The organism is Bacteroides sp. MSK.18.37 (assembly GCF_019129155.2).
GTDB lineage: Bacteria > Bacteroidota > Bacteroidia > Bacteroidales > Bacteroidaceae > Bacteroides > Bacteroides ovatus.
In genome coordinates this window covers 1,892,068-1,918,072 of sequence record NZ_JAHOIB020000001.1, presented here as the reverse complement: position 1 = coordinate 1,918,072, position 26,005 = coordinate 1,892,068, and the positions used below count along the sequence as shown (strand labels likewise).

Here is a 26,005-nt window from a genome sequence, read left to right as displayed (position 1 = left end):
TCTGTTTTATTTCTGAATAACTTTTCAAATGATGGAAATCAGACCTACCGAAATAAAAGATCTCCCTTTAGTGATGGAGATTTATGACTATGCCCGTGCCTTTATGCGTGCAACCGGGAACACGACCCAATGGATTGACGGCTATCCGTCGGAAGCATTGATTCGTCGGGAAATTGAAGAGAGTCATAGCTTTGCCTGCATAGATGAACAAGGAGAAATTCTGGGAACTTTTTGTTTCATCTTGGGAGAAGATCCTACTTATCAACAGATTTATGAAGGTGCATGGCTCAATGACGAACCTTATGGAGTGATTCACCGGTTGGCAACGAACGGAAAGCAGAAAGGGATGTCGGAAGCTTGTCTGGACTGGTGTTTCGAACGTTGGCCTAATGTCCGGGTAGATACTCACCGGGATAATAAGGTCATGCAACATATACTGACGAAGTATGGCTTTCAACGTTGCGGTATCATTTATGTAAAGAATGGGACGGAGCGTATCGCTTATCAGATGGAGCGTTTGCATGGTGGGGTGGAGGAATCTGATCGTACTGAAGTATAGGTCAGGCACGTTGGATTATGAACGAAGCAGTCTTAGGTATAAGCAAACTGATAGCAAGCAGTAGGTAAACTAATGCCGAAGCATTGATAAAGTTCCGGTAAGGTGCCGGTATAGTTGTGTGAGGGTACCGCTATCTTTACCTTCCCACGGCCGTGGTAACTTCTTCCCACAGTTGTGACGAGATCCTCCCATGGCCGTGAAGAGATGCTACCACGGCCGTGGAGAGTTAAGAATAGCGTAGCTCTGACAGAACAATACCGATTGGGTAAATCAAGTATAACGGCTTTATAATGCAAACTTCATAGGGACATACGTTCTTCTATCCCGTATTCTATGCTGTTAATCTACAAAGAGACAGGCTGACAATAAAAGTCCGAATCTTTTATTGTCAGCCTGTTTTGGGTTATTGTCAGCACTTATTGTCAGCTGTTAATACGTTGAAAATCATTATTCTATATGGATGAAATCTTTAGCTGACAATAAAAAGACTAAATAATATCCTTATGAGTAAAAATGATTAGAAGCGGCAGCGAAGATCTACCCCAAATTGCATTGGGCGTCCTTTCTGCATGAAACCTTTGTTCATTGTTTCGAAATAGAAGGCGGCATAGTCTTTATTCAGGAAGTTGCGTGCCCAGAAACTAATCATTGCATCACCGATTTCCAGATTCGTTCTCCAGTTGAGTGTGCCGTAGAAGGATTGGCTGACGTCGTTTTGTTCAGTCCAGTAGATACGTCCGGCAGCGTTATAGTTCGCTTGGAATACAACCCGGTCGAAGATAGAACGTGGGCTGCAGGTGATGGCATATTCTCCACCGATATTTAATGTATGCTTGGGAACAAAGGGAACATATTTGCCATTGTAATCCGTAATTATGGGAGTGCCATCTTTTTTCTCTTCGGTGATTACATAATCAGTAAAGGTGGCATACGTATATCCATAACTGGCATTCAGGCTAAGTTCTTTAGTCACACTGGCACGAAGAGCTGCTTCTGCACCATAGCTGCGACTTTTTCCTGCATTAATCGTGATACGTCCCAAACCACTTTCTGCAAATTGGGAGAGTTGTTGGTCGCGGGTATCCATGTAGAATGCTGCGACGTCGGCCCAAAGTCTGCCTTCCCATAAAGTAAGGTGGCTACCTACTTCGTAGTTCCACGAATATTCGGGCTTGTAAGTAGTAGAAGTTTTTACGTCGATCTCTTTTGCTGGTACCATTTGGTCCATCATTTTTATAATGGTTGCCCCCCATGTGGCATCTTGCCCTATTGTCGGACTTTCTTTGATGGCATTCATCATCGAATTTTTCAATTCAGTTTGTGATAAATCAGAGAACATCTGGATGTTATATCCTCCCGAACGATATCCCCGGGTAACGGTGGCATAAACATTATTTTGATTCTTCCATTCATATTGAATAGCAAATTTGGGTAGAAGTTGTACGTAATCAGTCGAGAGCTTACCTACGAAAGAGGCCGGAGCTTTCATATTCTGATCGGACAGATTTATTTGCGTGGGCCCCATTGCCATGTGGAAGTCGAAACCAAAGTCAATAGGAGTGCTAAGAGAATTATACTTCATACTGATTTTTTCGTAATCGAGTCGGAGTCCGGCTGTAACGGACAACCCTTCGATGAACAGATTGTTGAAAGTGGACTGATGATAAAGTGCACCGCTAAGGGTTGGGGTATCGAAGGTTCCTCCTACGCTTAATGTCGGGTTGTGCACGGTCATTCCCATGGTGGGAGCTCCGGGTTTGGCAGAGACTTCTTCAAAAGCGGAATTGGCGTTGTTTTCAATGACTGACTTCACTCCTTCTTCTTTGAACAGAACAGGACCTGTAGTATGTAGCCATTGATAGAATCCGAAAGCACCCGTAGCCCACTGCCATCTTTTTCCAGGTTTGGCTTTCAAGACAATTTCTTCGGAAATGGTGTTCGCTCTCTGCTTTTGTTCGATGTTGAAAATATCCCTCTCTGTGAAGTCCTGATCGAGGAACATACGGTCATTCAGGTTCTGATAACCTGTCACGGCACTTAATATAAAGTTACAGGCTTGGTATTCGATGTTAACACCAGAGTTGAGCAATCCACGGCGGTAACTACTACGATCGTTATATGAAATCTTACCGATGTAGTCTGCCCGGTCTTCTGTCATTTCTTTACCGTCTTTTTGAGCTTTGGCTATGGCACTGGGAGTAATACCGGTATAATAATACGGATACCCACCTTGATCGCTATATTCATAGCTAAGGGCCATATCTATTTTCAGGTTCGAAGTAGGCAGGTAAATTCCACGAAATCGTCCGCCACCGGCATTGTTCTTATCTACTTTTTCGTTATTTCTTGCCGAATTTTCAAAGAAGCCACCTGTGTGTTCGTAGAAACCTCCGGTAGAAAAAGCGAAGCGGTCGGATGTGCGGTGATAGTGGGTGAGTGAAACATTATAATTATTGTAAGTTGCTGCTCCCATGCGAATATCGGTACCTTGATAAGTGAAAGGAGATTTAGTATGTACCTTGATAAGCCCTCCCATCGTGTTACGCCCGTAGAGAGTACCTTGTGGCCCGCGAAGAATATCAATACGTTCGATATCAGCATAGTTGAAGTCGAAAGCGGATTTGTCGATATAAGGGATATTGTCTACATAAAGTCCTACGGACGGAGTATTGATGCGTGAACCGATTCCACGGATATAAATCGAAGTAGTCAGTTTGGAGCCATAGTCAGGGATAAACAGGTTGGGAACAATACCTGTCAGGTTCTTCACGGAATTTACCTGATTGGCGCGCATATTGTCTTGCGATAAAACGGTGGCGGCTACCGGCAGATCACGTAGTTTACGGTTCTCTTTTGGAGTAGCAATCACTACCACCTCTTCGATGTCTACTATTTTTAGTGAGTCTTTGGGGAAATCTTCAGCCCATGCTGTCCCTGTCGTCAGGAGCATGAGGGCAATCATAATCTTCTTTGTCTTCATCTGCTGTTAATTTATCTGGTGCAAAGTAACGGCAAATATAGATGACGGTCAATCCTCATTTATTAGGATTATGACTTATTTTTTAAGAAGTCAGATTCGGTCAGCTTCGATATATCCGTTCATTACAGCATAAATAGTCAGCCCGGAGACGGACTTAATGCCTAATTTCTCCGTGATATTTTTTCGGTGAGTGATAACGGTAGTCAGGCTGATATTCAGTTTATCTGCTATTTCTTTGTTGATTAATCCTTTGGTTATCAGTACGAGCACTTCTATTTCACGGGCGGATAGAATTTCCTGATGAGGCTGCATCGGAGGCATGGGTGACATATCTTTTACCGGATAACCGTCATGGTGAGCATGTTGGTGAAGTTTCAATATGTTTTTCACCAACTCTTCTTCGGATTCATGAATGTTGAGTACGGGTACGCCGGACAGTTGGAATTGCGGACTGTCGCTTGCCAATACAATCGTTTTTCGTTTCCGGGGGAGAAAGAAAGCATTGTGCTCCACGTAAATCTGTGCGGAAATGAAATAGTGGGCATACATATCGGGAGTATCGTCCATCAGTTCGCTGAAGTGATGAAAAGTCCGTATGGTTGCCATAGGAATCATTTCCTCCAGGATTCCTTTCAGACCGAGACAGGTCAATGTATTGGCTTCTACAATTGCTATTTCGGGTTGATAATTCATTTTAGTGTAAGTTTAATTAATGATTGAAATAGTTGGCTACTGCTTCTGCACATCGTTCGCCGTCCACTCCGGCAGACACAATTCCTCCGGCATAGCCTGCCCCTTCTCCGCACGGAAATAATCCACGAACGGTGACATGTTGCAGAGTATCCTTATCGCGTATGATACGAACGGGAGAAGAAGTTCGTGTTTCCACACCAATCATTACTGCCTCATTAGTCAGGAATCCGTGACTGCTGCGTCCGAATTGTTGGAAACCAAGAGATAACCTTTTGCTAATAAATGATGGCATCCAGAAATGAAGTGGAGACGAAATCAATCCCGGACTATAGGATGACTCGGGCAAATTGTAACTCAATTTCTTGCGGGTAAAATCCAGCATGCGTTGCGCCGGAGCGGTCTGTCGTCTGCCTCCCTGCAACCAGCATTGACGTTCCAATTCCTCTTGAAAGTGAAGAACAGATAGTAACTGTGAATTAATCTCTGAAAGTTGTGAACTTTTCAAATTTGGATTCAGTGCCATCAGCTGTTCATCTTGTTGGGCAGCCAATTCTTCATTCCTCATTTTTAATTCTTCATTTCCCAAATCCTCCGGTTGAATTTCCACTACCATTCCCGAATTACTCCACCGTGACCCACGGTTGGCAGGAGACATGCCGTTTACTACCACTTGTTCCGGTCCGCTGGCAGCAGGAACGATAAAGCCGCCGGGACACATACAGAAACTATATACTCCTCTGCCTTCTGCCTGTGTTACAAAGCTGTATTCTGCAGCGGGCAGGTATTTGCCCCGTCCATTCTTATTATGGTATTGTATTTGATCGATCAACATTGCCGGATGTTCGAGACGTACCCCGACAGCGATTCCTTTCGCTTCAATCGTCACATTATTGGCAGCCAGCCAACGATATACATCTCTTGCAGAATGTCCGGTTGCCAGTATCACAGGTCCGAGAAAGGTCTTTCCTGTATTTGTTTCGATACCTTTGACTTCATCGTTCTCAATAATCAATGCATCCATTCGTGTCTGGAAATGTACTTCTCCGCCACATTCGATAATGGTGTTCCGCATATTTTCAATGACACGTGGCAATTTGTCTGTTCCGATATGCGGATGCGCATCCACCAATATCGAAGTTGAAGCTCCATGCTGGCAAAATACGTTCAAGATTTTATCCACATTTCCTCTCTTCTTGCTACGGGTATAGAGTTTCCCATCCGAGTAAGCTCCTGCACCTCCTTCTCCGAAACTGTAATTCGATTCCGGATCAACAGTGTGTTCCCTGTTGATTTGTGCCAGGTCTTTTTTACGTTCGCGCACGTCTTTTCCACGTTCGATGACGATAGGGCGTAACCCAAGTTCAACAAGGCGTAAAGCAGCGAATAATCCGCCGGGACCTGCGCCAACGACAATCACTTGCAGTTTTCCTTCTACATTATTATATATAGTACGTTCGTACTCATCTTCTTGCGGCATTTCCTTGATGTATGCCCTTACCTTCAGATTGACGAAGATAGTCCGCTGGCGTGCATCAATACTCCGTTTCAAGATTCGGGTAGCGGTGATGTCACGTAAATTCAGACCTTTTTCTTTAGAAAGATATTCCTTTAATTTCTGTTCGTTTGCTGCGATTTCGGGAAGTATACGGAGTTGGTATTCTTGTGTCATTTAGTTATTATTGATATTGTTTTCGATTATCCAATTAGAAAAACGGGCTATTTATGCATCAGTGTCTTATCCGAATAAAGCCCTGAACGCCTCTTCTACTTTTCTCACCGGTACTAATTCTATCTTCAGTTTTTGGGTATCGATCCCTTGCAGATTATATTTTGGCAACAAGAACCGTTTAAAACCCAATTTCTCGGCTTCACCGATACGTTGTTCTATTCGATTCACAGGACGTATCTCTCCCGACAATCCGATTTCTCCCGCCATGCAAACTTCCGGCTCAATGGCTGCATCCATATTGGAAGAAAGGATTGCACTGATAACCGGCAGATCGATAGCCGGATCATTCACTTTCAATCCTCCGGCAATATTCAGGAACACATCTTTCTGTGCCAACTTAAATCCCACCCGCTTTTCGAGAACAGCCAGCAGCATATTCATTCTTCTCAAATCGAAACCGGTTGCCGAACGTTGCGGATTTCCGTAGACTGCAGAGCTTACCAAAGCCTGTGTCTCAATCAAAAATGGGCGAATCCCCTCAATGGCGGAGGCAATGGCTACCCCGCTCATCCCTTCATGATCCTGACTTAGCAAAAGTTCGGAAGGATTACTCACTTGGCGCAACCCGTCCTGACGCATTTCATAAATACCTAATTCTGCCGTACTACCGAAACGATTCTTGATACTGCGTAGAATACGATACATATAATGTTGGTCGCCCTCAAATTGAAGAACAGTATCTACGATATGTTCCAGCACTTTAGGTCCTGCAATACTTCCTTCCTTATTAATATGTCCGATCAGCAATACAGGCGTATGTGTTTCTTTCGCAAAACGAAGAATAGACGCCGAACACTCTCTGACTTGCGCTATACTTCCGGGAGACGATTCGATACTTTCGGTGGAAATAGTCTGTATAGAGTCGATAATCACTAAATCGGGATTCGTATTCTTGATATGCACATAAATCTGTTCGAGTGAAGTCTCGCAAACGATCAGGCAATCGCTGGAAGTGTCAGAGAGACGGTCGGCACGAAGTTTCAGCTGTCGTGCACTCTCTTCACCGGATACATAAAGAATCTTCTTTTCCGGCATGTGCAGTACGGTCTGCATGACGAGCGTCGATTTACCGATTCCCGGCTCGCCGCCTATCAGGACAAGAGACCCCTGTATAAGTCCGCCTCCCAATACACGATTCAGTTCATCATCGTGCATATTGATGCGTGGCTCGTCGTCTGCCTCTATATCGCTAAGTGCCAGTGGCTTGGGCTTCTGTGTTTCAATGCCCGACACCGGACGGCGGTTAGTGGGTTCTTTCCGTACGATTTCTTCAACATACGTATTCCATTCTCCACACGACGGACATTTACCCACCCATTTCGGTGAATCCTGTCCGCAATTACTGCATACATATACGGTTTTCTCTTTTGCCATCGAAATTCCTTTCTTCTTGTAGGGTACAAAAATAGGGATAATTTATTAGAAATAAGTTATCCCTGCCTAATAGAAATAGATGAAGCCTACAGAGTTATCTCTCCCGCTATCGAACGGTTCATCCGGTCGCGTACCTCATCCGGAGTATATCCATGTCCCAGTAAGAACATTAATTTAGTGACTGCCGATTCCGTTGTACTGTCATATCCGGAGACAACGCCTGCCTGCAACAACTGGTATCCCGTTTCGTAACGTTCCATTTCTACCATTCCTGCGCTGCATTGTGTTACGTTGACAATCACAATTCCACGTTCACTGGCCTGACAGAGCCGGCGTATAAACCATTCCTTTCGGGGAGCATTCCCCGAACCGTATGTTTCGAGCACAACCGCCTTTAAACCTTCAATCCTCAGAATGGTGGCAATTACATTTTCCTGAATGCCCGGAAAGAGCTTCAGTACCACTACATTGGTATCCAGCAAATAGTGCGGTTTCAATTCCCGCTTTTCACCATTTCCGTGAATTTGTACATTATTATATTTAATATGGATTCCCGCTTCCGCCAATACCGGATAATTGAAAGAACGGAATGCATTGAAGTTTTCTGCATTCATCTTTGTCGTACGGTTTCCCCGCATCAGGTGATTTTCAAAGAAGATGCATACTTCGGGCACCAGTGCCCTTCCTTCCTTGTTTTGTGCAATGGCAATCTCGATACTGGTCATCAGATTTTCCTTTCCGTCCGTGCGGAGTACGCCGATGGGAAGCTGTGAGCCTGTGAGGATAACAGGTTTGTCCAGTCCTTCCAGCATAAAACTTAGTGCGGAAGCGGTATAAGCCATCGTGTCCGTTCCGTGCAGGATGACGAAGCCGTGGTAACGATTGTAGTTGTCATGAATAATGCGTACCAGCTTCCGCCACATATCCGGTTCCATGTCCGACGAATCCATCGGAGGATCAAACTGATAGGTGTCAATTGGAAAATTGAACTTTTGCAGTTCGGGGATATACTTTTGCAGTTGCTCGAAGTTAAAGTTCTCCAGAGCACCTGTCGCGGCATTCTCAATCATACCAATTGTTCCACCGGTGTATATTAACAATACGGAAGTATTTAATGGGTTCATAAGCTGATTTTGTGCGATTGTTTTCGCAAATATAATAATAGATTTGATAAATAAGTAACAAAATGTCATAAAAGTGAAGGCGAATGACCGGATAAAGCGCAGGCGAAAGATTCTTTTTATCAGAAAAAAACCGAAAAAAGTGATAGATTGAACGTTTTTATTATTACTTTTGCGACACTTATCAAAAACAAGAGTAGAAACAAGGACTATGATGAAGTACTATCCACATACAGTCACATCCATGTGTACCATGACCCTTAGGGGTTAATGGATAGTTTTTGTGTATCTACGTGATTCACGCTTGTATAAGCAGGCAAAATTCAAATTCAATTTTATTCGTAAACAACCAATCGTTCTGTAAAAAGCAAACTGCAGGACATTGCATTTAAATAAGTATCTTCATGAAAGTAATGAAATTCGGCGGAACATCCGTAGGTTCCGTGAACAGCATTTTAAGCGTAAAGAGAATTGTAGAGTCGGCAAATGAGCCGGTAATTGTAGTTGTTTCCGCATTGGGAGGCATCACTGACAAATTGATAAATACATCGAAGATGGCGGCAGTGGGAGATTCAGCCTATGAGGGTGAGTTTCGCGAAATCGTTTACCGTCATGTGGAGATGATTAAGGAGGTGATTCCTGCCGGAGAAAAGCAAGTATCGTTGCAACGTCAGATTGGCGAGCTGCTGAACGAATTGAAGGATATCTTTCAGGGAATTTACCTGATTAAAGACCTTTCCCCGAAAACTTCGGATACAATCGTCAGCTATGGTGAACGCCTTTCATCGATCATCGTCACCGCACTGATTGAGGGAGCAAAATGGTTCGATTCGCGCACTTTTATCAAGACGGAAAGAAAGCATAGCAAGCACACGCTGGATACAGAATTGACTAATAAACTGGTGAAAGAGGCTTTCCAGTCTATTCCTAAAGTAGCGCTGGTGCCGGGATTCATCTCTTCGGATAAAACGACAGGGGATGTAACAAACCTCGGACGCGGTGGCTCGGACTATACGGCTGCCATTATTGCTGCGGCGCTGGATGCGGCAAGTCTGGAAATCTGGACGGACGTAGACGGATTTATGACGGCTGATCCGCGTGTCATTTCGACTGCTTATACGATTACGGAATTGAGTTACGTAGAAGCGACCGAACTTTGTAACTTCGGCGCAAAGGTGGTTTATCCGCCGACTATCTATCCCGTATGTCACAAGAATATTCCTATTATAATAAAGAATACATTCAACCCGGATGGAGTGGGAACGGTTATCAAACAAGAAGTTTCCAACCCGCAGAGCAAGGCTATCAAGGGGATTTCCTCCATCAACGACACAAGTCTGATTACTGTTCAGGGTCTTGGTATGGTAGGTGTGATCGGTGTAAACTACCGCATTTTTAAAGCATTGGCAAAGAATGGAATCAGCGTGTTCCTCGTCTCACAGGCTTCATCGGAAAACAGTACTTCTATCGGTGTGCGTAATGCCGATGCCGACCTGGCTTGTGAAGTGCTGAACGAGGAATTTGCGAAAGAGATAGAGATGGGCGAGATTTCTCCGATTCTGGCAGAAAGAAATCTGGCAACAGTGGCTATCGTAGGTGAGAATATGAAACATACACCGGGTATCGCAGGTAAACTTTTCGGTACACTGGGACGTAATGGTATCAACGTTATCGCTTGCGCACAGGGAGCTTCGGAAACTAATATCTCTTTTGTTGTCGATTCCAAATCCTTGCGTAAATCATTGAACGTAATCCACGACTCTTTCTTCCTCTCCGAATATCAGGTATTGAACCTCTTTATCTGTGGTGTCGGTACGGTAGGGGGTAGTCTGGTAGAACAGATTCGTTGCCAGCAACAAAAGCTGATGATGGAAAACGGACTGAAACTCCATGTAGTAGGCATCATTGATGCAGCCAAGGCAATGTTCAGCCGTGAAGGTTTCGACCTCGCCAACTTCCGTGAAGAACTGCTGGAAAAGGGCAAGGACAGCAGCTTGCAAACCATCCGCGACGAGATTATCGGAATGAATATCTTTAATTCTGTATTTGTAGACTGTACGGCCAGCGCTGACATCGCATCGCTTTACAAAGATTTCCTGCAACACAATATCTCTGTGGTAGCAGCCAATAAGATTGCGGCTTCTTCCGCTTATGAAAACTATCGTGAATTGAAAACGATTGCCCGCCAACGGGGTGTGAAGTATCTGTTCGAAACAAACGTAGGTGCAGGTCTTCCGATCATCAATACAATTAATGACCTGATTCATAGCGGTGACAAGATTCTGAAGATTGAAGCGGTGCTTTCCGGTACACTGAACTATATATTTAATAAAATCAGCGCCGATATTCCTTTCAGCCGTACCATCAAAATGGCACAGGAAGAACGCTACTCTGAACCGGACCCACGTATTGACTTGAGTGGAAAAGATGTGATCCGTAAACTGGTGATTCTGGCACGTGAAGCCGGATACCGTCTAGAACAGGAAGATGTTGAAAAGAACCTCTTTGTTCCGAATGACTTCTTCGAAGGTTCTCTGGAAGATTTCTGGAAACGTGTTCCAAGTCTCGACGCAGACTTTGAAGCCCGTCGCCAGGTATTGGAAAAAGAAAACAAGCACTGGCGTTTCGTCGCCAAACTGGAGAATGGAAAAGCCTCCGTCGGCCTGCAGGAAGTAGGAGCCAACCATCCGTTCTACGGCTTGGAAGGCAGCAACAATATTATCCTGCTCACTACGGAACGCTATAAAGAATATCCGATGATGATTCAAGGATACGGTGCCGGTGCCGGCGTAACGGCTGCCGGAGTATTTGCCGACATCATGAGTATCGCAAATGTTTAAACGCCTTATGAAACATATTATCATATTGGGAGACGGAATGGCCGATTGGCCAGTAAAGTCATTAGGGGACAAGACGCTCCTGCAATATGCAAAGACGCCTTATATGGATAAGCTAGCTCGCATGGGACGTAACGGCCGCCTGATTACTGTGGCGGAAGGTTTCCATCCGGGTAGTGAAGTTGCCAATATGTCCGTGTTGGGATATAATTTGCCAAAGGTATATGAAGGTCGCGGACCGCTGGAAGCTGCCAGTATTGGTGTGGATCTGAAACCGGGCGAGATGGCAATGCGCTGTAATTTGATTTGTGTGGAAGGAGAAATTCTGAAGAATCACTCCTCCGGACATATATCTACAGAAGAAGCAGATGTATTGATTCAATATCTGCAAGAAAAGCTGGGCAATGACCGCGTACGCTTTCATACAGGAGTTCAGTACCGCCATCTATTGGTTATCAAGGGAGGTAATAAAGAACTGGATTGTACACCTCCGCATGATGTACCTTTGAAACCTTTCCGTCCATTGATGGTGAAACCATTGGTTCTGGAAGCGCAAGAAACGGCAGATCTGATTAACGACCTGATTCTGAAATCACAGGAATTGCTGAAAGATCATCCATTGAATCTGAAACGTATGGCAGAAGGTAAAGATCCTGCGAACAGTATTTGGCCCTGGAGTCCCGGTTACCGTCCGCAGATGCCTACTTTCTCCGAGACTTTCCCACAGGTAAAGAAAGGAACAGTCATCTCGGCTGTCGATCTGATAAACGGAATCGGTTATTATGCTGATTTACGTCGCATCGCAGTAGAGGGAGCAACCGGACTTTATAATACGAACTATGAAAACAAAGTGACCGCTGCCTTGGAAGCATTGAAGACGGATGATTTTGTTTATCTGCATATCGAAGCCAGTGATGAGGCCGGACACGAAGGAGACATCGACTTGAAACTTCTCACTATCGAGAATCTTGATAAACGTGCCGTAGGTCCTATTTATGAAGCAGTGAAAGATTGGGACGAACCGGTAGCCATTGCTGTATTGCCCGATCATCCTACTCCCTGTGAGCTTCGTACTCATACATCTGATCCCATTCCGTTTCTTATCTGGTATCCGGGTATCGAGCCGGACGAAGTGCAGACGTATGATGAAATAGCCGCTTGCAACGGTAGTTACGGACTTCTGAAAGAAGACGAGTTTATAAAAGAATTCATGAAATAAGTCACCACAGATTATGAAATATTATAGTACGAATAAACAAGCACCTGTTGCCTCACTGCAAGAAGCGGTGGTAAAAGGGCTTGCTGCCGACAAAGGGCTGTTTATGCCTATGTCTATCAAACCTCTTCCACAGGACTTTTACGATACGATTGATAGTTTATCCTTTCAGGAAATTGCTTATCGCGTAGCCGATGCTTTCTTCGGTGAGGATATTCCTGCCGATACGCTGAAACAGATTGTATATGATACATTAAGTTTCGATGTACCTTTGGTTAAGGTGGCAGATAACATCTATTCACTTGAACTTTTCCACGGACCGACGTTAGCATTTAAAGATGTAGGCGGTCGTTTCATGGCGCGTCTTTTGGGATACTTCATTAAAAAAGAAGGACAAAAGAATGTCAATGTATTGGTAGCTACTTCCGGTGATACGGGAAGTGCTGTTGCCAACGGCTTTCTGGGTGTGGAAGGTATTCATGTGTATGTGCTTTATCCGAAAGGAAAAGTGAGCGAAATACAGGAGAAGCAATTCACTACGCTCGGACAGAATATTACTGCGCTTGAAGTGGACGGAACATTTGATGATTGTCAGGCATTGGTGAAATCTGCTTTCATGGATAAAGAATTGAATGAACACCTTTCGTTGACTTCTGCCAACTCCATCAATGTAGCCCGTTTCTTGCCGCAGGCATTCTATTATTTCTATGCTTATGCACAATTGAAACGTGCCGGAAAAGCTGATAATGCTGTAATCTGTGTACCTAGTGGAAACTTCGGAAATATCACCGCCGGATTGTTTGGCAAGAAGATGGGTTTACCCGTGAAGCGTTTCATTGCTGCCAATAACCGCAACGATATTTTCTATCAATATCTGCAGACAGGTAAATATAATCCCCGTCCGTCTATCGCAACGATTGCTAATGCTATGGACGTAGGCGATCCGAGTAACTTTGCCCGCGTACTCGATTTATATAGTGGTTCACATGCTGATATCTCTGCCGAGATTTCAGGAACAACTTATACCGATGAGCAAATCCGCGAAACGGTGAAGGAAACCTGGAAAGAACATCATTATCTCCTTGATCCTCATGGTGCTTGTGGATATCGTGCGTTGGTAGAAGGCTTGAAAGAGGGAGAAACAGGTGTATTCCTTGAAACGGCTCATCCTGCCAAGTTCCTCGAAACAGTGGAAAGCATTATTGGAGAAGCGGTAGAAATCCCTGCCAAATTGCAGGAATTTATGAAAGGCGAGAAAAAAAGCCTTCAAATGACAAAAGACTTTGCGGACTTCAAGAAGTATTTGTTGACGCTTTAATCCTCTTCTTCCTATGAATGAATTTGTGCCACCTTGTTGGCACGGTTGTGCCATCGAAGTGTCACGGTCGTGCCAACAAGGTGGCACAATTGTGACAATAGGGTGGCATAAACCGGATAATTGCAATATAGTTTATATAGAAGCTAAGAATACTAAATATTCTCCCGTACAATGAACAGTAAACTCATTTGCTGTTGCTTCATTAAGCGTTCCTTGCCACCAATTAGTAAAATCACTAAGAGGATAAACTAATCCCTCTCCTTGCAATCCTTTCGCTCCGAAATTGAAAATAGAAACTTGTTGCCCCGGATGAGAGGCGAAAGCTTGCGTGTCTTTGGCGGGGATAAACATACCATAATCGGTAATGGTACGTACCTCGATACCATCTTTCATGTAGTCGATCAGCAGACTGATGTTTCCTAATGTATGATCTTCCCGTTTGCCGGTGGCTCCGACAATGGCAATTCTTCGGAATCCTTTCTTTTGCAGGAAATGAACAGCTTTGGTTTGGTCGTTCGTTTCTTGATCCGCTATCTGATGTACAATAGGGGAGAAAAGTTCTTTATATTCCGGGGAAAGAGAATCCCCGTCACCGATAATTACATCGGGGGTATGCCCACGCAGGATATATTCATTGGCAGCCCCGTCACAGCAAACTACAAATTCTGCATTTTCCAGCATTTGCAGGGGAAGAGGATGGCTGGGATATTCGCCATTGGCAAGTATCACGGCTTCGGGAGTATAGTGTTCGTATTTCATTGTATGCTCATTAATTTTTTCCACTTAAAATAGCCAAAGATAGCTATAATGGAGTAAAGTCCGTATAAAGCGGAAGTAAAATAAAGGTCTTTGTAGATATAAAGTCCGCAGCAGACAATATCCACAAGAATCCAGGCAAACCATTGCTCGACGTATTTGCGTGCCAGCATCCACATACCGACAATGCTCAATGCGGTAGTAAAGCTATCTAGCCAGGGAACATTGCTATCCGTATATTCTATCAGTATCCATGCAATACCGAGGAAAGAAACGACGAATACCAGAAAAAGAGGCAAGTAATATTTTCCCGGAGTATGTACGATAGGAAGATCTTTAGGGGTGTCACCGGTTGAAGCATCTGCTGTCGTCAGTTGACCTTTCTTTTTCCTGTGTCCCCACATCCAGAAGAACCAGCCGTAGATGGCAGCTATCAGGTAGTAGATATTGATGCCAAAGTCAGCATACAATCCGGCTTTGTAATATACGAAGATGTAGATGGCAGGCATCACAATGCCCGCTATCCAAAGGTAGATATTTGCCCGGTACTCTAACCAAAGGTAGATCAGCCCGACAATCGTACCGAATATTTCCAGAAAATTCAATTCCATAACTTTGTGTGATTAAAAGCGGAAAGAAACATGTCCCATAACGTTTGTTCCTGCTTGTGCAGCATATCCGGCATAGTTTCCCCGATTTTCCAGCGTATCGGTGTAGTCACTTGATGCCCAGCCGTTGTTTTCATATTTTTCATTAAACAGATTGTATACAGTAAATCCTACGGTGACTTCTTTCAGTACTTTCTTGGGACGGAAGCTGTACGCCAGATTGAGGTTGCTGACAAAATACTTATCAAGAGTCAGTTCTTCAACTTCTGCGTTTGTCATATACTGTTTGCTCACGAACTGTGATTGCAGGGCAGCTTCGAATCCCTTATAATTGAATGAGAAACGATTGTTGAGTAAGAAGTCCGGTGAGAAAGCAATGTGAGTGTCTTTATGCTTTATCTGAATAGTCGGGAGAGAAGTAGAGCTACCGTCGTCATTATAGTGGTAGCCCGGCAGGCTCTCTACGAAATCCTGAATACGGTTTTTGCTCCATGTAGCGTTGATATCCCATTGAAACCATTTGCACGGTTTGATTCCCAGCATGATTTCGATTCCCATGCGATAACTGTCCGGCACGTTTTCGGTCAGTGCTTCACCTATATCGTTTAAGGCTCCGGTCAGAACCAGTTGGTCGGTATAGTCCATGTAGTAGAAGTTTGCACCTGCTGTCAGCCATTGGTTGGCAAAGGTATATCCCGCTTCATAGTCGAGCAGCTTTTCTGCTTTGGGGTACGAGTCCGGATCACCATCCGTATAATTGTTTCTTGTTGGCTCTTTTTGAGCAACCGAGAAAGAGGCATAGACACGATGGTTGGAAGTGATGTTCCAGTTTAATCCTACTTTCGGATTAAAGAAATCGAACTTTTTATCTACTGCCAGTGGACGCAGCGCATTCTTACTCCAGTCATATTTATCATTGTTTCCGTCGATGGTATAGTTGATGTGGCGATACTGGAGATCGGCATAAGCACTTAGTCCTCTAGTAAGATCGTAGTTCGCTTTCAGATAAATATTTCCATCGGTCTTCTTGGATTTGTTGCGGTAATATTCATGGTCGGGAGATAGAGAACCTACGTAGTTTTTCACCCAGGGAACTCTTCCGAAGTTATTGCCCCGGTATTGATTCAAACCACCTCCCAGAGACGCATTCAGCCTGTTAGCCGTGTAATTGAGAGAAAAAACGCCGCCGCCGAATTTGTTGTCCATCTTCTTTTGACGGACTAAATCGCTTTTAGATACTTCGGTTCCATCTATTGTAAATGGTTTTAAACCATATTCTATCAGGTATCTGCCGTCTTTGTACTCTTCGTAATAACCGTCACCTTTGGTATAATGTAAGGCAACGTTCAGATTCCAGGCTGTCGAGAAAGTATGATTGAAGAGAAGCTGATAATTCTTTTGCAGATAATTATCTGTTTGGTCGTCGTAATAATATTTTTTGCCGTTGGCATCAGTGTACATTTCCCCGCAAGGATTGTAGCGTCTGCCGAATTTTTCCATTTGATCTTTTGTTGCGTATCCCCAAGCATGATATGTTTTTTCTTTTCCGGCAAATGCAATGAGCTTCACAGATGTGTTTTCTGCAAAATAACCTCCTTGCAGGTAGTAAGAGTTCAAGTCCACCGAAGCACGGTCTATGTATCCGTCCGTACCGATATTGGAAAGGCGGGCGTCAAACGTCCAGTGGTTATTGAGTAGGCCGGTTCCCACTTTCACTGTTTCCTTGTGCGTGTTGAACGAACCGTATGAACCATTGAATTCGGCGTATGGTTTCATAGATGCACCTTCGGTTTGCATATTGACACTGGCTCCGAAAGCACCTGCTCCGTTCGTCGATGTACCTGCTCCGCGCTGCACCTGCATATCTTTTACGGAAGAAGAAAAGTCGGGCATATTCACCCAGAACAGGTTATGGCTTTCGGCATCGTTCATCGGTATGCCGTTTACCGTGATGTTGATTCGTGTGCCATCGGTTCCACGTACGCGAAGTGTCGTATAGCCGATACCAGCTCCTGCATCCGATGTGGTCAGTGTGGAAGGAGTCATACTTAGCAAATAGGGGATATCCTGTCCGAAGTTTACCTTTTTGAGTTCTGCTTTGCCTATATTGGTGAATGCCACGGGAGTTTTGGCTGTGGCACGTGTGGACACTACCTGCACCTCTTGCAGGTTTACTACTCTCATACTATCCTTTGCACTCGTCTGTGCATGAACAGTGATACCTGCGCCCAATAAGGCGACGGCCATCCATACAATTCTTTTCATTTTTGCTTACTAATTAGTTCTCTACGCCGGCATTACCCGGATCAGATTCTATGGGTATGTTCTCAGCCCGTCATGTTAAGGCACCCCTACCAGTGAATCGGTTACAAAAATACTGCTTTTGCAGGAGGAAAGCAAAAAAAACTTTTAGATTCACTAAAAACAATATAACTTTGTAAATTGTTGAAATAACAAAACTGCATTTATTCACTTAATATATACTTAATTATGCTACTATTATTGCAAGCAACACAAGCTGCGGACTCTGTGCAAGTGGCTGCAGACGAATTAATGAAAGAGGCGATTGCCAATGCTGACGGATTGGATAAGCTTTCGCTGATTACTCAACAATTGATAGACTTCGGTATTCGTGCCGGAGAACGTATATTGATTGCGGTCCTTGTCTTTGTCGTCGGACGTTTCCTCATCTCGCTGCTCAACAAATTCATCAGGCGTCTGATGGATAAACGAAAAGTAGATGTAAGTATCAAAACTTTCGTTAGAAGTCTGGTCAATATTCTGTTGACAATCCTGTTAATCATTTCTGTTGTCGGTGCCTTGGGAGTTGAGACAACTTCATTTGCGGCTTTATTGGCTTCCGCCGGTGTCGCTGTCGGTATGGCTTTATCCGGTAATCTGCAAAACTTTGCCGGCGGACTGGTTATTCTTTTGTTCAAACCTTATAAAGTTGGCGATTGGATAGAAACACAGCAGGGATCAGCCGGTACAGTAAAAGAAATTCAGATATTCCATACCATCCTTACTACTGGGGATAATAAACTGATTTATATACCGAATGGTTCATTAAGTAGTGGAGTAGTGATTAATTACAGTCACCAGGAAACCCGCCGTGTAGAATGGATTATTGGTATAGATTATGGAGAAGATTACAATAAGGTTCAGCAGATAGTTCGTGATATTCTGGCTGAAGATAAACGTATCTTGAATGAACCTGCTCCGTTTATAGCTCTTCATGCGCTGGATGCCAGCAGTGTGAATGTGGTGGTACGTGTATGGGTAAATAGCGGAGATTATTGGGGTGTTTATTTCGATACCAATAAAGCTATTTACGAAACCTTCAATGAAAAAGGTATCAACTTCCCTTTCCCACAGCTTACTGTGCATCAGGGAAATTGATTGTTATACTCTGATAATTCAAAAAATAAGGGAGTTGCACGTTAAGTACAACTCCCTTATTTTTTGGAAAACTTGTCTGGTGTGATTGAATAAATCTCTTTTTTATTTTATACCGAAATCTTCGGCTAGTTCATATCTATCTTCTTTGATTCCCAGTACATGATTAATTTTTCTCCTTTTCTCGAGATCTTTAAAGTAGTTTTCCACAACCTGATAGAGATCGAAGTTAGTGGTTGATCCTGCGGCTAAATCGAGTGATTCCACCATCTTTTCTACGGCTTGATGGATTTTCTCTGCGTCTATCAGATGCAGTTCGTTGCTGTGTATTAAATATTTTTCCATGACTGCAATGTTTTTAATGTTATATAGGTATAACATCTTGCAGTCATGGAAAGTTCAATGATTGAATGTTAGATTTTGGCAAGCGCCTGATCCAAATCCGCAATCAGGTCATCAATATGTTCCGTTCCAATTGATAAACGTACGGTGCCCGGATAAATCTCCTGTTCGGCGAGTTCCTGTGCATTGAGCTGTGAATGGGTAGTGCTTGCCGGGTGGATCACCAATGATTTCACATCGGCAACATTGGCAAGCAGGGAGAAAATCTCCAGGCTGTCGATGAAGCGGTGTGCTTCCTCTTGTCCGCCTTTTACCTCGAAAGTAAAAATGGAACCGGCACCATTCGGGAAGTAACGTTGATACAGTGCATGGTCAGGATGATTGGATAATGACGGATGGTTCACTTTCTTCACTTTCGGATGATTGTTTAAGAAATTCACTACCTTCAATGCATTTTCTACATGGCGTTCTACGCGCAAGGAAAGAGTTTCCAAGCCTTGCAACAGGATAAAAGCGTTGAATGGACTGATGGTGGCACCTGTGTCGCGCAGCAGAATAGCACGGATACGGATGGCATAGGCAGCCGGACCGGCTGCATCAACGAAGCGTACGCCATGATAGCATGGATCAGGTTCGGTTAGTTGTGGAAATTTGCCGGAAGCTACCCAGTCGAATTTGCCCGAATCTACAATGACTCCTCCTAATGACGAACCGTGTCCGCCAATGAATTTTGTTGCGGAATGTACTACGATATCTGCTCCGTGTTCGATAGGGCGGATTAAATACGGGGTACCAAATGTGTTGTCAATAATCAAAGGTATTTTGTGGCGGTGGGCTATTTCAGCTACTGCCTCTATATCAATGATATTTGAGTTCGGATTTCCCAATGTCTCGATAAATACGGCTTTCGTATTTTCCTGAATGGCTTTTTCAAAGTTCGATAAATCACTTGGATCAACGAATGTTGTTGTGATGCCATAACTGGGTAAGGTATGAGCCAGTAAGTTATAGCTTCCTCCATAAATAGTTTTGGCTGCCACAATATGGTCGCCTGCACGAGTGATGTTCTCGAAAGCATAAGTGATAGCAGCGGCACCCGAAGCAACTGCCAGCCCTGCTACTCCTCCTTCAAGAGCGGCTACGCGTTGTTCAAAAACTCCTTGAGTGGAGTTGGTCAGACGACCGTAGATGTTTCCCGGGTCCTGCAGGCCGAAACGTGCGGCTGCGTGAGCGGAGTTGTGAAATACATAAGAAGTAGTCTGATAAATAGGTACTGCACGGGCATCTGTTGCCGGATCTGCTTGTTCTTGTCCTACATGAACTTGTAAAGTCTCGAAATGTAAATTCTTTGTTGCCATAATCGTATATTTTTTAAGTTTAATATTCTTTCTTTATTTTCTTGCAAAGTTATTGGATGAAGATATATCGAACAATATATATCTGAAATATAGAAAATAATACTATTTTTGTGCCATTATATGGAATAATATAACTGTGCTATTCCTAGAAATCACCTTTTAGAAGAATATTTTTCTTATGGATACTTTTGATAAACTGGATAGAGTCGATTTGCAAATACTCCGTACTTTGCAAGAAAACGCCCGATTGACGACAAAAGAGTTGGCTGCACGGGTGAGCCTTTCTTCAACTCCTGTTTTTGAACGTCTTAAACGGTTGGAGAGTGGAGGATATATAAAGAAGTATATTGCCGTATTGGATGCGGAAAAGCTGAATCAGGGATTTGTCGTATTCTGCAGTGTGAAGCTTAGACGTCTGAACAGGGATATAGCAGCCGAGTTTACACGGATTATACAGGATATTCCTGAAGTAACCGAATGTTATAACATATCAGGAAGTTATGATTACCTGTTGAAGATTCATGCTCCCAATATGAAATACTATCAGGAGTTTATTCTGAATGTGTTGGGGACGATTGATAGCTTAGGATCACTGGAAAGCACGTTTGTAATGGCTGAAGTGAAGCATCAATATGGGATACATATTTAGTTCGTTGTGTGATAGTCTGAAATTTATCTTGTATATTTGCTATGTAATATAAATCCTCTTCTGCTGACACAATGAATTCAAAAACATATCCTCGCACCAATGATTTCCAGACTGTTTATCTGAATACAGTGATTAAGAATCCTGCCATTATGGTAGGTGATTATACAATATACAATGACTTTGTAAATGATCCTGTTCTTTTTGAGAAGAACAATGTATTATATCATTATCCGATTAATAAAGACCGATTGATAATTGGCAAATTCTGTTCCATTGCTTGTGGAGCCAAATTTCTTTTTAACAGCGCAAACCACACATTGGGTTCTTTATCCAATTATACGTTTCCTATCTTTTTTGAGGAATGGAATTTAGATAAAGGAGATGTAACTTCTGCTTGGGATAATAAAGGGGATATAGTAATAGGTAATGATGTCTGGATTGGATATGAAGCTGTTATCATGGCAGGAGTTCATATCGGAGATGGAGCGGTTATTGCGTCGCGGGCAGTGGTTACTAAAGATGTTCCTCCTTATACGATAGTAGGTGGGACACCAGCTAAAGAAATTCGGAAGCGTTTTGATGAGAATACGATTGTTCAATTGCAGAAATTGCAATGGTGGGATTGGAGTATTGAGAAGATATCCGAATGTATACCTTATATTACAGGTGGAAAGATTGAAGAACTGATAAAAAGATAAACAGTGTGTATATATGAAATTTACAATAGAGCCCGGAACTTCTGCTGATATAGATGAACTGGAAAAGCTGTATGATGAACTGAATGATTATCTGGCTGCTACGACTAATTATCCCGGGTGGATAAAAGGTGTTTATCCTGTTCGGGAAGATGCGGTTGCCGGTGTAAATGATGAAACGCTTTACGTAGCAAGATATGATGGAAGAATTGTCGGTTCAGTCATTTTAAATCATCAACCGGAAAAGGCTTATGAGAATGTCAAATGGAAAATAGAACTGGACCATAGCCATATCTTTGTGATACATACTTTTGTTGTATATCCTTCTTTTTTGAAAATAGGAGTAGGGCATGCATTAATGGATTATTCATTGGAATTGGCTCAAAGTTCGGGGATAAAGTCTGTGCGGTTAGATGTTTACGAGAAAAATCTTCCGGCTATTTCATTGTACGAAAAGTGTGGGTTCGAATACATTGATACCGTAGATTTAGGATTGGGTCATTACGGTTTAGAGTGGTTCAAACTTTATGAGAAAATCATTTTATAATCCCTTCCTTACATTATGCATTCATTGTTATAATTCAGTTGCTCTTAGATTTATAGAATAATAAATATCACATCATAGACATGAAGAAACTAATTATTGTATTTGTTCTTTTATTATCAGCACTCTCTTGTTTCTCACAAATAGAGTTTTCGACTTGCCTTTTTGATGCTTCGAGAAACAGAGTGATACCGCTAGCCGTCTATCAGCCGCACAAAGTGAATTCGAAAACAAAAGTCATTATATTTAGCCACGGCTACGATGGAAATAAAAATAATAAGTCCAATCAGACTTATGCCTATCTAACACGATTCCTTTCCCAGAAAGGCTTTTACGTAATAAGCATACAACATGAATTGGCAGATGATCCTCTTTTGGCCATGGAAGGTAATTTCATGGAAACACGCATGCCAAATTGGGAAAGGGGAGTGGCAAATATTCTTTTTACTATTCAGGAATTTAAGAAATTGAAGCCACAATTAAATTGGAATGACTTTATATTGATAGGACATTCCAATGGCGGAGATATGACCATGTTATTTGCTACCCGATATCCGCAGTTGATAAATAAAGCCATATCTATGGATCATCGCAGAATGATAATGCCTAGAACACGGAATCCTCGACTTTATACGTTAAGAGGATGCGATTATGATGCGGATTCAGGAGTATTACCCACTGAAAAGGAGCAGGAACAATTCCGGATGAAGGTTGTGAAATTGGACGGAATAACGCATAGTAATATGGGGGAGAATGGAACGGAAGAACAACACAACCTTATCAATCAGTATATCTATGGATTTCTTACACGGAGATAACTGATGTATTATATTTATTTTATCCAATGGTTTTAAATCGGAAGCCTGTTTTTCTTATAACTTTGCAACTGATTTTAGAAAAAGAAGTTTGGGATGATAAATAAATATGAAGAACGACTGGGGACAGAGCGCATGTTACCGCTTGTTTTTAAGATGGCACTTCCGGCTGTGGCAGCGCAATTTGTTAATTTGCTTTATAGCATGGTCGACCGTATTTATATTGGTCATATCCCTGGGATTGGTACGGATGCATTGGCGGGTGTAGGAGTAACGACTTCTCTTGTTATACTGATTTCTTCTTTTTCAGCGATAGTAGGAGGTGGGGGTGCGCCGTTAGCGGCTATCGCACTCGGACAGGGGGATCGTTCACGTGCCGGAAAAATTCTGGGTAATGGCTTTATCCTGTTAATACTATTTACCTTGTTTACTTCTCTCATCGCATATACCTTTATGGAGCCGATTCTACTCTTTACAGGAGCTTCAGAAAATACATTGGAGTATGCAGTCAACTATCTTTCTATCTATTTATTAGGAACTATCTTCGTAGAAATATCCACAGGATTAAATTCTTTTATCAATGCACAAGGGCGTCCTGCTATCGCCATGTACTCGGTATTAATAGGAGCACTGTTGAATATCGTCCTCGACCCGATTTTCATTTTTTGGCTCGATATGGGAGTAAAAGGTGCAGCTCTGGCTACAGTGCTTTCACAGGCATGTAGTGCAGTGTGGGTTTTAACTTTCCTTTTCTCCCGGCACGCCTCTCTCCCTTTAGAAAAACGTTATATGGCGTTGAACCGGGAAATAATACTTTCTATATTTGCTTTGGGCGTATCACCGTTTATTATGGCAAGTACCGAAAGCCTGGTCGGCTTTGTTCTGAACAGCAGCCTGAAAGATTTTGGAGATATTTATGTCAGCGCATTGACCATCTTGCAAAGTGCGATGCAATTTGCAAGTGTCCCATTAACAGGATTTGCGCAAGGGTTCGTTCCTATTGTGAGTTATAATTATGGGCACGGCGACAAACAACGTGTCAAAGACTGTTTCCGTGTCGCATTGATAACCATGTTCTCATTCAACTTACTGCTGATGTTGTTTATGATTCTTTTCCCCTCAACAGTAGCTTCCGCCTTTACGAGTGATGAAAGATTGATAGAAACAGTCCGCTGGGCAATGCCTGTTTTCTTGGGTGGTATGACTATTTTCGGATTGCAACGAGCCTGCCAAAATATGTTTGTAGCCTTGGGACAAGCAAAAATTTCTATTTTCATAGCCTTGTTGCGCAAAGCAATCCTATTGATCCCATTGGCATTAATATTGCCACATTTTATGGGAGTAGCCGGTGTATATGCGGCTGAAGCAATATCCGATGCGACAGCAGCAATTTGTTGTACTTTGTTGTTCTTCTGGCAGTTCCCCAAAATATTGGGAAAAATCCAAAGGAGCACTTTGCACATAAGCTAAATTTCCTGATGTTTATCCATAAATAGAACTAATTATGTAACGGCTTACGTATTTTTGCGAAAAATGTTTGTTCATATTATAAAAAGCTAATATATTTGCGTAATCAATTACGTATTTAGTGACGCAACTAATAAAAACATGGACTTTTTTAATCAGACAGGCAAATTAGCCATCGGTAGCAGATTACGCATGTTGACCGATAAAATAACAGTAGATGCAGCCGCCATCTATAAAATGTTTGGAGTAGACCTCAAACCGAAATGGTTTCCTGTATTTTTTGTATTATCACGTGGGGAGGCAAAAACCATTACGTCCATAGCCAAAGAGATTGGTCATTCTCATCCTTCCGTGAGTAATATTATTAAAGAAATGGTAGCTAAAGGATTAGTGAAGGAGACAAAGGACAAATCCGACGGGAGAAGAAACATGGTCATGTTATCTGCCAAAGGAAAAAGAATGTCCGACTCTTTTTCGGAACAGTGTATAGATGTTACGGCAGCTATTGAGCAAATCACGCAGCAAACCCGGAATGACCTTTGGGAGGCTATCGAAGAATGGGAGAATCTTTTGTTGGATAAATCCCTGTTGGAGCGGGTGAAGGAAGCGAAAAAGGAACGAGAGAGTAAGGACATCAAAATAGTTCCTTATGAACCTTGCTATCAATCTGCCTTCCGGACCCTTAACGAAGAGTGGATAACTGCTTATTTTCGGATGGAAGAGGCCGATTACAAGGCTTTGGATCATCCAAAGGAATATATTCTGGATAAGGGAGGAGCTATTTTGGTGGCTCTTTATAAAGATGAGCCGGTCGGTGTATGTGCTTTGTGTAAGATGGATCATCCGCTTTATGATTATGAGTTGGCCAAACTGGCTGTCAGCCCTAAGGTTCAGGGCAAAGGTATTGGAGTACTGCTTTGCGAAGCAGTTGTAAATAAAGCGAAGGAGCTTGGTGGTAAAAGAATCTTTATAGAGAGCAATACGCGTCTGAAACCGGCTATCCATATTTATCATAAGTTGGGCTTCAAGGAACTTCCCGAATATCACACGACTTATGAAAGAGGAGACATACAGATGGAATTAATGATTGAAGAGTGAAAATGAAAAAGGTGGATGGTGAATTTATTAAGGGGCGCATTGCCCCTTCATTCCAGTTCCTGCGCATAAATGTTGATAGCGCGTAATGCCTTTGATATTTCAGTCGGGGTGATTCCCTGACATTCTATTCTCAACACTTTTTCCCAGTCCTCCATATCTACATTCCATTTGTAGATTTGGGGACATAGGGTGAACAGCGCTGCGATATGTTTTATATCCCGTGCATTTCTAACCGAGGTTCGAAAAATGAGTATTTGCTCTTCCATAGTTACTATCAATTACTTTTGTTTTCAGTGCAAAGGTAGGTTTAAACAAGGTTCTGTATAGGATTATTCGACGAATGCCCTGATTACTCATGACGAAATAAGTAATCGGGGAGATTAACTTCATATACTTATCCTTTGAAAAGTCAGTCATCTGTACCTGTTAATATATAAAAAAGTGTATCTG

Annotated in this window: 22 protein-coding genes and 1 riboswitch; of the genes, 11 read left to right on the top strand and 11 right to left on the bottom strand. The window is 42.8% G+C overall.

The window, feature by feature from the left end; all coding sequences use genetic code 11:
* Positions 1-31: 31 nt before the first annotated feature.
* Positions 32-559 (top strand): GNAT family N-acetyltransferase, encoded by a 528-nt coding sequence (locus KSX81_RS08120; protein ID WP_175353473.1) that lies wholly within the window; start codon positions 32-34, stop codon positions 557-559.
* Positions 560-1,076: 517 nt separating this feature from the next.
* On the opposite strand, the gene KSX81_RS08115 is transcribed toward KSX81_RS08120, so the two are convergent.
* The 5 genes from KSX81_RS08115 to KSX81_RS08095 all read right to left on the bottom strand — a co-directional run bounded on the left by KSX81_RS08115 (position 1,077) and on the right by KSX81_RS08095 (position 8,459).
* The gene (locus KSX81_RS08115) at positions 1,077-3,539 is read right to left on the bottom strand and encodes a TonB-dependent receptor (protein ID WP_195646765.1); all 2,463 of its coding nucleotides are present in this window, start codon (positions 3,537-3,539) and stop codon (positions 1,077-1,079) included.
* Between the two features lie 90 nt (positions 3,540-3,629).
* Positions 3,630-4,232 (bottom strand): response regulator transcription factor, encoded by a 603-nt coding sequence (locus KSX81_RS08110; protein WP_004299122.1) that lies wholly within the window; start codon positions 4,230-4,232, stop codon positions 3,630-3,632.
* Positions 4,233-4,248: 16 nt separating this feature from the next.
* Entirely contained in the window at positions 4,249-5,901 is a 1,653-nt protein-coding gene (locus tag KSX81_RS08105; protein ID WP_004299123.1) for an NAD(P)/FAD-dependent oxidoreductase, read from the bottom strand.
* Between the two features lie 66 nt (positions 5,902-5,967).
* On the bottom strand, positions 5,968-7,335 hold the full coding sequence (gene radA, locus KSX81_RS08100; protein WP_004299124.1) for a DNA repair protein RadA: 1,368 nt from the start codon (positions 7,333-7,335) through the stop codon (positions 5,968-5,970).
* A gap of 86 nt (positions 7,336-7,421) precedes the next feature.
* Positions 7,422-8,459: an asparaginase gene (locus tag KSX81_RS08095; RefSeq protein WP_004323559.1), complete on the bottom strand. Its 1,038-nt coding sequence runs from the start codon at positions 8,457-8,459 to the stop codon at positions 7,422-7,424.
* Between the two features lie 401 nt (positions 8,460-8,860).
* Here KSX81_RS08095 and thrA point away from each other — a divergent pair, with 401 nt between their 5' ends.
* The 3 genes from thrA to thrC are packed head-to-tail and all read left to right on the top strand — an operon-like array spanning position 8,861 to position 13,827.
* Entirely contained in the window at positions 8,861-11,296 is a 2,436-nt protein-coding gene (gene thrA, locus KSX81_RS08090; RefSeq protein WP_004299126.1) for a bifunctional aspartate kinase/homoserine dehydrogenase I, read from the top strand.
* Between the two features lie 7 nt (positions 11,297-11,303).
* Entirely contained in the window at positions 11,304-12,512 is a 1,209-nt protein-coding gene (locus KSX81_RS08085) for a cofactor-independent phosphoglycerate mutase (RefSeq protein WP_217725759.1), read from the top strand.
* A 13-nt stretch (positions 12,513-12,525) separates the two neighbouring features.
* Positions 12,526-13,827 carry a threonine synthase gene (thrC, locus tag KSX81_RS08080; RefSeq protein WP_004309069.1) on the top strand — a complete coding sequence of 434 codons (1,302 nt, stop codon included), beginning with the start codon at positions 12,526-12,528 and terminating at the stop codon, positions 13,825-13,827.
* Between the two features lie 132 nt (positions 13,828-13,959).
* Here thrC and KSX81_RS08075 read toward each other — a convergent pair whose 3' ends face one another.
* From KSX81_RS08075 to KSX81_RS08065, 3 genes are read right to left on the bottom strand one after another with little or no spacing between them, the layout of a single operon-like run.
* Complete coding sequence (locus tag KSX81_RS08075; RefSeq protein WP_117515530.1) at positions 13,960-14,586, bottom strand: thiamine diphosphokinase; 627 nt, start codon at positions 14,584-14,586, stop codon at positions 13,960-13,962.
* Complete coding sequence (gene pnuC, locus KSX81_RS08070; protein WP_217725758.1) at positions 14,583-15,194, bottom strand: nicotinamide riboside transporter PnuC; 612 nt, start codon at positions 15,192-15,194, stop codon at positions 14,583-14,585. Before pnuC ends, KSX81_RS08075 begins: the two co-directional genes overlap by 4 nt.
* 12 nt (positions 15,195-15,206) lie before the next feature.
* Positions 15,207-17,456 (bottom strand): TonB-dependent receptor, encoded by a 2,250-nt coding sequence (locus tag KSX81_RS08065; RefSeq protein WP_118419177.1) that lies wholly within the window; start codon positions 17,454-17,456, stop codon positions 15,207-15,209.
* Between the two features lies 1 nt (position 17,457).
* A riboswitch (TPP riboswitch) is annotated at positions 17,458-17,554 on the bottom strand.
* Positions 17,555-17,681: 127 nt separating this feature from the next.
* Here KSX81_RS08065 and KSX81_RS08060 point away from each other — a divergent pair.
* Positions 17,682-18,590, top strand: a complete 909-nt coding sequence (locus KSX81_RS08060; protein WP_004299133.1) for a mechanosensitive ion channel family protein — start codon at positions 17,682-17,684, stop codon at positions 18,588-18,590.
* A 102-nt stretch (positions 18,591-18,692) separates the two neighbouring features.
* Here KSX81_RS08060 and KSX81_RS08055 read toward each other — a convergent pair whose 3' ends face one another.
* Entirely contained in the window at positions 18,693-18,932 is a 240-nt protein-coding gene (locus KSX81_RS08055) for a hypothetical protein (RefSeq protein ID WP_004306417.1), read from the bottom strand.
* Between the two features lie 68 nt (positions 18,933-19,000).
* Complete coding sequence (locus KSX81_RS08050; protein WP_004299135.1) at positions 19,001-20,287, bottom strand: O-acetylhomoserine aminocarboxypropyltransferase/cysteine synthase family protein; 1,287 nt, start codon at positions 20,285-20,287, stop codon at positions 19,001-19,003.
* A 178-nt stretch (positions 20,288-20,465) separates the two neighbouring features.
* Here KSX81_RS08050 and KSX81_RS08045 point away from each other — a divergent pair, with 178 nt between their 5' ends.
* The 6 genes from KSX81_RS08045 (at position 20,466) to KSX81_RS08020 (ending at position 25,555) form a co-directional block, all read left to right on the top strand.
* Positions 20,466-20,936, top strand: coding sequence for an Lrp/AsnC family transcriptional regulator (locus tag KSX81_RS08045; RefSeq protein WP_004299136.1), 471 nt, complete (start codon positions 20,466-20,468; stop codon positions 20,934-20,936).
* Positions 20,937-21,007: 71 nt separating this feature from the next.
* Entirely contained in the window at positions 21,008-21,634 is a 627-nt protein-coding gene (locus KSX81_RS08040) for a CatB-related O-acetyltransferase (RefSeq protein WP_004306418.1), read from the top strand.
* A gap of 13 nt (positions 21,635-21,647) precedes the next feature.
* Positions 21,648-22,178, top strand: a complete 531-nt coding sequence (locus KSX81_RS08035) for a GNAT family N-acetyltransferase (protein ID WP_004326437.1) — start codon at positions 21,648-21,650, stop codon at positions 22,176-22,178.
* Between the two features lie 80 nt (positions 22,179-22,258).
* Complete coding sequence (locus tag KSX81_RS08030; protein ID WP_004299138.1) at positions 22,259-22,993, top strand: alpha/beta hydrolase; 735 nt, start codon at positions 22,259-22,261, stop codon at positions 22,991-22,993.
* 93 nt (positions 22,994-23,086) lie between these two features.
* The gene (locus tag KSX81_RS08025; protein WP_004299139.1) at positions 23,087-24,460 is read left to right on the top strand and encodes an MATE family efflux transporter; all 1,374 of its coding nucleotides are present in this window, start codon (positions 23,087-23,089) and stop codon (positions 24,458-24,460) included.
* Between the two features lie 138 nt (positions 24,461-24,598).
* Positions 24,599-25,555: a GNAT family N-acetyltransferase gene (locus KSX81_RS08020; protein WP_004299140.1), complete on the top strand. Its 957-nt coding sequence runs from the start codon at positions 24,599-24,601 to the stop codon at positions 25,553-25,555.
* A 47-nt stretch (positions 25,556-25,602) separates the two neighbouring features.
* Here the strand turns inward: KSX81_RS08020 and KSX81_RS08015 are convergent, their stop codons facing one another.
* The gene (locus tag KSX81_RS08015) at positions 25,603-25,821 is read right to left on the bottom strand and encodes a hypothetical protein (RefSeq protein WP_004299141.1); all 219 of its coding nucleotides are present in this window, start codon (positions 25,819-25,821) and stop codon (positions 25,603-25,605) included.
* Positions 25,822-26,005: the final 184 nt, after the last annotated feature.